Genomic DNA, 7,833 nt, shown 5'->3' with positions numbered 1-7,833 from the left:
ACGGCGCTGTGGTTTCCGGACCCTCATCTCCTGCGCCTCTGGCTGATGGACGGGGACGGGGACGGGGAGTTCATCCACTCCACGCGGACCGCAGGACCCACGCTGCTGTGGGTGCACGAGGGCGACATGACGCTCCGGCTGGAGGGTGTGGCGTCGAGGGCGCGGGCGGTGGAGATCGCGAAGTCACTGGACTAGCGGGCCTGTTGGCCGGGCCGGGCCGAACTGGGGTGGGGCGGGTCGGGTTCCTCGGAATTTTGGTCGGTGTCGAGTGGGAACCCCGGTGGGTCGAGCGGTGTACCAGAAGTGACACGCGGGTGCGGGCGGACCGCACCGGGACCGATTGGGGGGTGTCGGTATGCGCAGGGTTCGTGCACGGGTGACGGGGAGCCGGGGCTGGGGCCGGGGCTGGGCGGCGGTTTCGGTATGGGCGATGGCGCTCGGTCTGGTCGTGATGTGGGCGCCCACCGCGGCGGCCGGCGGTCCGACGAGTGTGCTGGTGGTCTCGCCGGAGAGCGGACAGAGCGCGGCGCTCTACACCTCGAAGGAGGAGTACGGCGAGTTGCAGCGCCTCCTCGGAGCGCCGGACAGCGGCACCCGCGAGGAGCCGCCCGGGCTGGGCGTGGGCAGCGGTCGGCAGATCAACGTCACCTGGATGATCCATGACGTGACGCCCTGGCGAGTCGACCGCGTCTATCCGGAGACACCACGCACCAAGGACGTCTGGATACACACGGCGGCCAACGTTCCGAAGTCCATGAACGGCTACTGGCACAGGGCCGGGCAACCGGCCGCAGTGCGCGCGCTGTTGAAGAAGCTCGGCGTGATGGGTGAATCCTCGTCCGGCGAGGGCGCCGGGGCCATCTATCCAGCGCCCTGGGAAACGGCGGAGGGTGCCTCTGCCGGGTCCGCACCCGAGTCCGGGGCCACGGAGCAGTCCGGCACGGCTACGGCCACCGCGGCGGCGGCGGACGACGGCACCGACTGGTGGTGGGCGATACCTGGGCTGGTGACGGGGGCTGTGCTGGCCCTGGGACTGCGGCCGGTCGTCGGACGGCTGCCGGGAGTACGGCAGTTGAGCCGTCGGCGGGTTCGGGTGCGGGAGGCGGGTCCTCGGCAGGAGCTGAGGGACGTCTGAGAGGGGGCGTAGGAGTTGTTCGGTCCGGGGCGCGCGACGGGCGGTGCGGCCGATCCGGCGGGCGACCCGGGGTGGGCGATCCCGCGGGCGGCCCGGGGTGGGCGATTGCCGGACTCGTGGCGGGCGTCGCTCTCGGCTCCGGCGGCACCCCGCTGATACGCCGCGCGGCGGCCGGGCGTGAGCCGGGGCCGCCGCGGGAGTCACGAAAGGGGTTGATCGACTTGTGAGTCGGCTTGCTGGTTGACCTGTGAGTCGGTCGGCGAATCCGCTGGTTCGGGTGGTGGGGCGGTTCCGGCCGAGACCGGGTGCCGGTTTCTCGGTCTCGGCGCCTGTGCCTTCGCTCGTACCCTCGCCCGCGGTCTGAGCCGAGACCTCAGCCGAGGTCGATCTCCGGGTAGAGCGGGAAGCCGGTCAGGAGGTCGGTCGCCCGGTGGGAGATCTCGTCGGCGATCTTCGGGTCCAGGATGTGCTGGGCCTTGGAAGGGGCGCCCTTGGCGGTGGTGCCGGGCTCCGTGGTGGCGAGGACGCGGTCGATGAGGCCGGCGATCTCGTCCATCTCGGTGGCGCCGAGGCCACGGGTGGTCAGCGCGGGGGTGCCGATACGGATGCCGGAGGTGTACCAGGCGCCGTTCGGGTCGGCGGGGATGGCGTTGCGGTTGGTGACGATGCCCGAGTCGAGCAGGGCGGACTCGGCCTGGCGGCCGGTGAGGCCGTAGGAGGAGGCGACGTCGATGAGGTTGAGGTGGTTGTCGGTGCCGCCGGTGACCAGCGTGGCGCCGCGTCGCATCAGGCCCTCGGCGAGAGCGCGGGCGTTGTCGACGACGGCCTGGGCGTAGTCGCGGAACTCGGGGCGGCGGGCCTCGGCGAGTGCGACCGCCTTGGCGGCCATGACGTGCGGAAGGGGGCCGCCGAGAACCATCGGGCAGCCGCGGTCGACCTGGTCGGCGAGGGAGGAGTCGCACAGGACCATGCCGCCGCGCGGGCCGCGCAGCGACTTGTGGGTGGTCGTGGTGACGATCTGGGCGTGCGGGACCGGGTCGAAGTCGCCGGTGAGGACCTTGCCTGCAACGAGGCCGGCGAAGTGCGCCATGTCGACCATCAGCGTGGCGCCGACCTCGTCGGCGATCTCCCGCATGATCCGGAAGTTCACGAGACGGGGGTAGGCGGAGTAACCGGCGACGATGATCAGGGGCTTGAACTCACGGGCGGAGGTGCGCAGGGCCTCGTAGTCGATGAGGCCGGTGGTGGGGTCGGTGCCGTAGGAGCGCTGGTCGAACATCTTGCCGGAGATGTTCGGGCGGAAGCCGTGGGTGAGGTGGCCGCCGGCGTCCAGGGACATGCCGAGCATGCGCTGGTTGCCGAAGGCCTGGCGCAGCTCGGCCCAGTCGGCGTCGGAGAGGTCGTTGACGTTGCGGACGCCGGCCTTCTGGAGGGCGGGGGCCTCGACGCGGGCGGCGAGGACGGCCCAGAAGGCGACGAGGTTGGCGTCGATGCCGGAGTGCGGCTGGGCGTAGGCGTGCTCGGCGCCGAAGAGTTCGCGGGCGTGCTCGGCGGCGAGGGCCTCGACGGTGTCCACGTTGCGGCAGCCGGCGTAGAAGCGGCGGCCGACGGTGCCTTCGGCGTACTTGTCGCTGAACCAGTTGCCCATCGCGAGGAGGGTGGCCGGGGAGGCGTAGTTCTCGGAGGCGATCAGCTTGAGCATCTCGCGCTGGTCGGCGACTTCCTGCCCGATGGCGTCGGCGACGCGGGGCTCGACGGCGCGGATCACTTCGAGGGCGCTGCGGAAGGCGGTGGATTCGTTGGAGAGGGGCTCTGGCATGACGGCCTCCGGACGTGGGCGTTCGGCGTTCACGGTTCGGCCCAGGCGCACGGCCCACAGTTCATGGGCCGCTCCCCGATGGTCGGTCCCATCCCAGCGCGCCAGTCACGGCCCGTCGATCAGCCTACCGGGCGCGCCGGTACGCCGGGTTCCCGCGTCCACCATGCGAGCGACGATAGGAAAGGGGCCACACGCACTCGGGCGTCCGGAAGGGAGCCGGGCCGGGACCCGGGAACAGCGGCGGGAAAAGAAGCAGGTCACGAGCCCTCGTGCGGCCGGAAACGGAGACCCCGTGAGCACCACCGAAGAACTGATCGCCTCGGCCGAAGCGCACAGCGCGCCCACCTACCACCCGCTGCCGGTCGTCGTGGCGACGGCGGACGGGGCCTGGATGACGGATGTCGAGGGGCGCCGTTATCTGGATCTGCTGGCCGGGTATTCGGCGCTGAATTTCGGTCACGGCAACAGGCGGCTGATCGAGGCGGCGAAGGCGCAGCTGGAGCGGGTGACGTTGACGTCGCGGGCGTTCCATCACGACCGGTTCGCCGAGTTCTGCGCGCGGCTGGCCGAGTTGTGCGGCATGGAGATGGTGCTGCCGATGAACACGGGCGCGGAGGCGGTCGAGTCTGCCGTGAAGACCGCCCGAAAGTGGGGGTACCGGGTCAAGGGCGTGCCCGAGGGCATGGCGAAGGTCGTCGTGGCGGGCAACAACTTCCACGGGCGTACGACGACGATCATCAGCTTCTCCACGGATTCCGAGGCCCGGGCGGACTTCGGTCCGTACACACCGGGCTTCGAGATCGTGCCGTACGGGGATCTGACGGCGATGCGCGCGGCGGTCACGGAGAACACGGTGGCCGTGCTGCTGGAGCCCATCCAGGGCGAGGCGGGGGTGCTGGTGCCGCCGGCCGGTTATCTCGCGGGCGTACGGGAGCTGACGCGCGAGCGGAACGTGCTGTTCGTGGCGGACGAGATCCAGTCGGGCCTCGGGCGGACGGGTCGGACCTTCGCGTGTGAGCACGAGGGGGTCTTGCCGGACATGTATGTGCTGGGCAAGGCGCTCGGGGGCGGGGTCGTGCCGGTGTCGGCGGTGGTGTCGTCGCGCGAGGTGCTCGGGGTGTTCCGGCCGGGTGAGCACGGGTCGACGTTCGGCGGGAATCCGCTGGCCTGTGCGGTGGCGCTGGAGGTGATCGCGATGCTGCGGTCGGGCGAGTACCAGCGGCGGGCCACCGAGCTGGGCGAGCATCTGCACCGGGAGCTGGGGCAGTTGGCCGGTTCGGGCCGGATCACTCAGGTGCGGGGGCGCGGGCTCTGGGCGGGGATCGACATCGACCCGGTGTACGGCACGGGGCGGGAGATCTCCGAGAAGCTGATGGACCGGGGTGTGCTGGTCAAGGACACCCATGGGTCCACGGTCCGGATCGCGCCGCCGCTGGTGATCAGTAAGGAGGACCTGGACTGGGGGCTCGCGCAGCTGCGGGGCGTACTGGGTGCGTGACCGGCCTCGCCAGGCCCGAGGGCGCCCGGCCCGGCGCGGGGATCACAGGATCACGTGTGGCAGGAAGCGGGCGTACTCGTCCGTGATCAGGCCGGAGGATTCGCGGATGCCGAGGCCTGCCGACTCGTTCTCGACGACCCAGGCTCCGAGGACGACGCGGTTGCCGTCGAAAGAGGGGAGGGGTGCCAACTCCTGGTAGCAGCAGGGTTCTTCGCGGAGGACGGGAGCGGAGCCCGGTTCGTGGACGGTGACTCCGGCGCCCTCACGGCCGAGCAGGGGCTTGGCCACGTATCCGCGGGTGGTGGCCAGTTCGCGTGGGCCGTCGAGGAAGGCGGGGAGGAGGTTGGGGTGGTCCGGGTACAGCTCCCAGAGGATCGCGAGGAGGGCCTTGTTGCTGAGCAGCATCTTCCAGGCCGGCTCGATCCACATCGTGGTCCCCGTGCCGCCGCCGTTGTCGAGGGTGGCGAGGACGTGCGGGGCGAAGCGGTCGGTGGTGAGCCATTCCCAGGGGTAGAGCTTGAAGCAGCTGCGGATGAAGCGGAGTTGCTTGTCGACGAAGCGGCCGGAGAGGCGGTCCCAGCCGATCTCCTCCATGGCGATCCACGAGGTGTCGAGGCCGGCCTGTTCCGCGGTCTCCTTCAGATAGGCGACGGTCATCAGGTCCTCGCCGAGCTCGTCGGCCGCGGAGTGCGCGAAGTAGAGGGGGCTGCCCGGCGGGAGGAGGGCGGACTGTTTCTTCCAGGCGTCGATGAGGCGTTCGTGGAGGGAGTTCCACTGGTCGGCGCCGGGGAAGCGTTCCTCCATCCAGAACCACTGGGGGCTGGCGGCCTCGACGAGTGAGGTCGGGGTGTCGGCGTTGTACTCCAGGAGCTTCGCCGGGCCCGTGCCGTCGTAGCGGAGGTCGAAACGGCCGTACAGGGAAGGGAGTTCGGTGCGGCGGTGCCAGGCCTCGGTGACCGCCTCCGCGATTCGGGGGTCGGTGATGCCGAGGTCGGTGAGGCGGTTCTCGGTGACGATGTGCTCGGCCGCGGCCAGGCACATCGTGTGAAGTTCCTCGACGACCTCCTCCAGGGCCTCGACCTCGGGGAGGGAGAAGACGTAGTACGCGGACTCGTCCCAGTACGGGCGCAGAGAGTCGTCCGGGTGGCGCGTGAGGGGGTAGATGAGGCCCTGTTCCTCGACGGTCTGCTGCCAGCCGGGGCGGGGGGTCGTGGTGCGGCGTTCCATGACGGCGGTCCGGTTCCTCGGAGTTCCTGGGTTCCCTTGGGTTCTCCTGGCTTCCCCGGGGTCAGCCGCCGCCGCTGCCCGAGCCGGAGCAGCCGAAGCCGTCCCGGTCCACGGCCTCGCTGCGGCTGAAGGTGCCGTAGTCGGCGTAGCCGGCGCTGACGTCGGAGTCGTAGTACCAGGCGGCGTCGATCGTGTCGGTCCGGCTGCCGCCGCTCTTGCGGTTCTTGCCGGACGAGGAGGAGGTGGAGCCCGACTTGCAGTTCTTGTCGGCGACGATCTTGTAGCCGTCGTACTCGTAGCTGTCGCGGTCCACGCAGCGCCGGTCCGGGTCGGAACCGCACGAGGTGAGGGCCGCGGCGAGGACGCCCATTCCGCCGAGTACGACCGTGCTCGAACGCAGTTTCCTGCGCTGGTCCGCCATGCTCTCTCCCCCGTTGGGCCCGTCCGGCGGGCTCGTTCATGACCGGCTCACTTGTCCGGCCCCGGACAGGTTAAAGATCAGGTGAGCGGGTTGTACAAACGGCTCTCCTGAACTCTCCCTCCCCTAGAGTCGCTTTGTGCTCTTTGGAATGGTGTGTGCCCTTGGCGCGGCGGTGTGCTTCGGCACGGCGACGGTGTTGCAGGCGATTGCCGCGCGGGCTGCCGCGCGGGAGCCGGAGAGCCCCGGCTCCCCCTCCGGCTCGTCCGCCGGCTCATCCGGCGGGGCTTCCGGTGTGGACGCCGCCTTGATGCTGCGCGCCCTGCGCGAGTGGCGGTACATCGCCGGGCTCGCGCTCGACGGGGTCGGGTTCGTGCTGCAGATCGCGGCCCTGCGGTCGCTGCCGATCTACACGGTGGGGGCGGCGCTCGCCGCGAGCCTCGCGGTGACGGCGGTGGTCGCGGCGTGGCTGCTCCATGTGCGGCTGAGCGGGCTCGAATGGGGCGCGGTCGCGGTGGTGTGCGCGGGACTCGCCATGCTCGGGCTCGCGTCCGGGGAGGAGGGGGACAAGACCGGGTCGACCGCGCTCAAGTACGCGATGCTCGGCACCGCCGTGGTAGTGCTCCTCCTCGGCGCGCTGGCCGGACGGCTGCCCGATCGGGGGCGGGCGCTCGCGCTCGGACTGGGTGCCGGGTTCGGGTTCGGGGTGGTCGAGGTGTCGGTCCGGCTCATCGACGGCCTCACTCCTTCGGTGCTCTTGACCAACCCGGCGACGTACGCCCTGCTGCTGGGCGGGGGCGCGGCGTTCCTGCTTCTCACCTCGGCGCTCCAGCGGGGCTCGGTGACGACGGCCACGGCGGGGCTGGTCATCGGCGAGACCATCGGGCCCGCGGTGGTGGGCGTGGTGTGGCTGGGCGACCGTACGCGGGAGGGGCTGGCCTGGCTGGCCGTGCTCGGCTTCGCCGTGGCGGTGGCCGGGGCGCTGGCGCTGGCCCGCTTCGGGGAGGCGCCGGTGGAGGTGGACGAGTCGGAGTCGGTTGTGCCGTAGGGCTCCACAGGTCGGTTCCGCTCCGCGCGGGGCCGTGCCTGCGCGGCCCCGCGTCCGTGCCTCGCGCGGCGCGGCGTCCATGCCTCGCGCGGTCCCACGTCCGTGCCTCGCGCGGCTCGCCGCCCGGCAGCGCTAGGGCAGCGCCCGGATCAGGGCCTCCAGTGCGCCGGGCCATCCGCTGTCCGTGGGCGTCCCGTACCCCACGACCAGGGCGTCCAGGGGTGGGGCCGTGGCGGACGGGTGGCGGTAGCGGGTCAGGCCGTGGACCGCCAGGCCCTGCCAGACCGCCGAGCGGACGACCGACTGCTCGGTGCCGGGCGGGAGTTGGAGTACCGCGTGGAAGCCGGCCGCGATGCCGGTGGCCGTGACCGACGGGGCGTGGGCGGCCAGGGCGGAGACGAGGTGGTCGCGGCGTCGGCGGTACCGGAGGCGGGAGGCGCGCACATGGCGGTCGTACGCGCCCGATGTGATGAACTCCGCCAGGGTCAGCTGGTCCAGAACACCGCACGACCAGTCCGCGTCGCCCTTCGCCTCCGTGACCTCGGCCGCCAGGCCGGGCGGCAGGACCAGCCAGCCGAGGCGCAGCCCGGGTGCCAGGGCCTTGCTGGCGGTGCCCATGTACACGACGTGGTCGGGGTCGAGGCCCTGAAGCGCGCCGACCGGCTGCCGGTCGTAGCGGAACTCCCCG

The 7,833-nt window shown here is 71.5% G+C and carries 7 protein-coding genes, 1 pseudogene and 1 riboswitch; of the genes and pseudogenes, 4 read left to right on the top strand and 4 right to left on the bottom strand.

Annotated elements, in window-relative coordinates:
• Together AOK17_RS16185 and AOK17_RS16180 are read left to right on the top strand one after the other, a co-directional pair.
• A pseudogene (locus AOK17_RS16185) lies at window positions 1-195 on the top strand (hypothetical protein); the annotation flags it as partial.
• A gap of 160 nt (window positions 196-355) precedes the next feature.
• Window positions 356-1,135: a hypothetical protein gene (locus AOK17_RS16180; protein WP_245697185.1), complete on the top strand. Its 780-nt coding sequence runs from the start codon at window positions 356-358 to the stop codon at window positions 1,133-1,135.
• 373 nt (window positions 1,136-1,508) lie between these two features.
• Here AOK17_RS16180 and AOK17_RS16175 read toward each other — a convergent pair whose 3' ends face one another.
• Window positions 1,509-2,954, bottom strand: a complete 1,446-nt coding sequence (locus AOK17_RS16175) for a glycine hydroxymethyltransferase (RefSeq protein WP_055613171.1) — start codon at window positions 2,952-2,954, stop codon at window positions 1,509-1,511.
• A gap of 32 nt (window positions 2,955-2,986) precedes the next feature.
• A riboswitch (ZMP/ZTP riboswitch) is annotated at window positions 2,987-3,073 on the bottom strand.
• 173 nt (window positions 3,074-3,246) lie between these two features.
• Between AOK17_RS16175 and rocD the strand changes: the two genes are divergently transcribed.
• Window positions 3,247-4,452, top strand: coding sequence for an ornithine--oxo-acid transaminase (rocD, locus tag AOK17_RS16170; protein ID WP_055613169.1), 1,206 nt, complete (start codon window positions 3,247-3,249; stop codon window positions 4,450-4,452).
• A gap of 42 nt (window positions 4,453-4,494) precedes the next feature.
• On the opposite strand, the gene AOK17_RS16165 is transcribed toward rocD, so the two are convergent.
• The gene (locus tag AOK17_RS16165; RefSeq protein ID WP_055613168.1) at window positions 4,495-5,679 is read right to left on the bottom strand and encodes a glutathionylspermidine synthase family protein; all 1,185 of its coding nucleotides are present in this window, start codon (window positions 5,677-5,679) and stop codon (window positions 4,495-4,497) included.
• Between the two features lie 61 nt (window positions 5,680-5,740).
• Window positions 5,741-6,100 (bottom strand): hypothetical protein, encoded by a 360-nt coding sequence (locus AOK17_RS16160; RefSeq protein ID WP_055613167.1) that lies wholly within the window; start codon window positions 6,098-6,100, stop codon window positions 5,741-5,743.
• Window positions 6,101-6,248: 148 nt separating this feature from the next.
• Between AOK17_RS16160 and AOK17_RS16155 the strand changes: the two genes are divergently transcribed.
• A complete protein-coding gene (locus tag AOK17_RS16155; protein ID WP_055613166.1) occupies window positions 6,249-7,145 on the top strand; it encodes a hypothetical protein in 897 nt (298 codons plus the stop codon).
• Between the two features lie 132 nt (window positions 7,146-7,277).
• On the opposite strand, the gene AOK17_RS16150 is transcribed toward AOK17_RS16155, so the two are convergent.
• Window positions 7,278-7,833: aminotransferase class I/II-fold pyridoxal phosphate-dependent enzyme (locus tag AOK17_RS16150; protein ID WP_157881342.1), on the bottom strand; the 556-nt coding region annotated here is incomplete at its 5' end.

The organism is Streptomyces phaeochromogenes (assembly GCF_001418655.1).
In the GTDB taxonomy this organism is placed as follows: domain Bacteria; phylum Actinomycetota; class Actinomycetes; order Streptomycetales; family Streptomycetaceae; genus Streptomyces; species Streptomyces phaeochromogenes.
The sequence above is the reverse complement of the archived record's forward strand: the minus strand, read 5'-3'. Positions and strand labels throughout refer to the sequence as shown.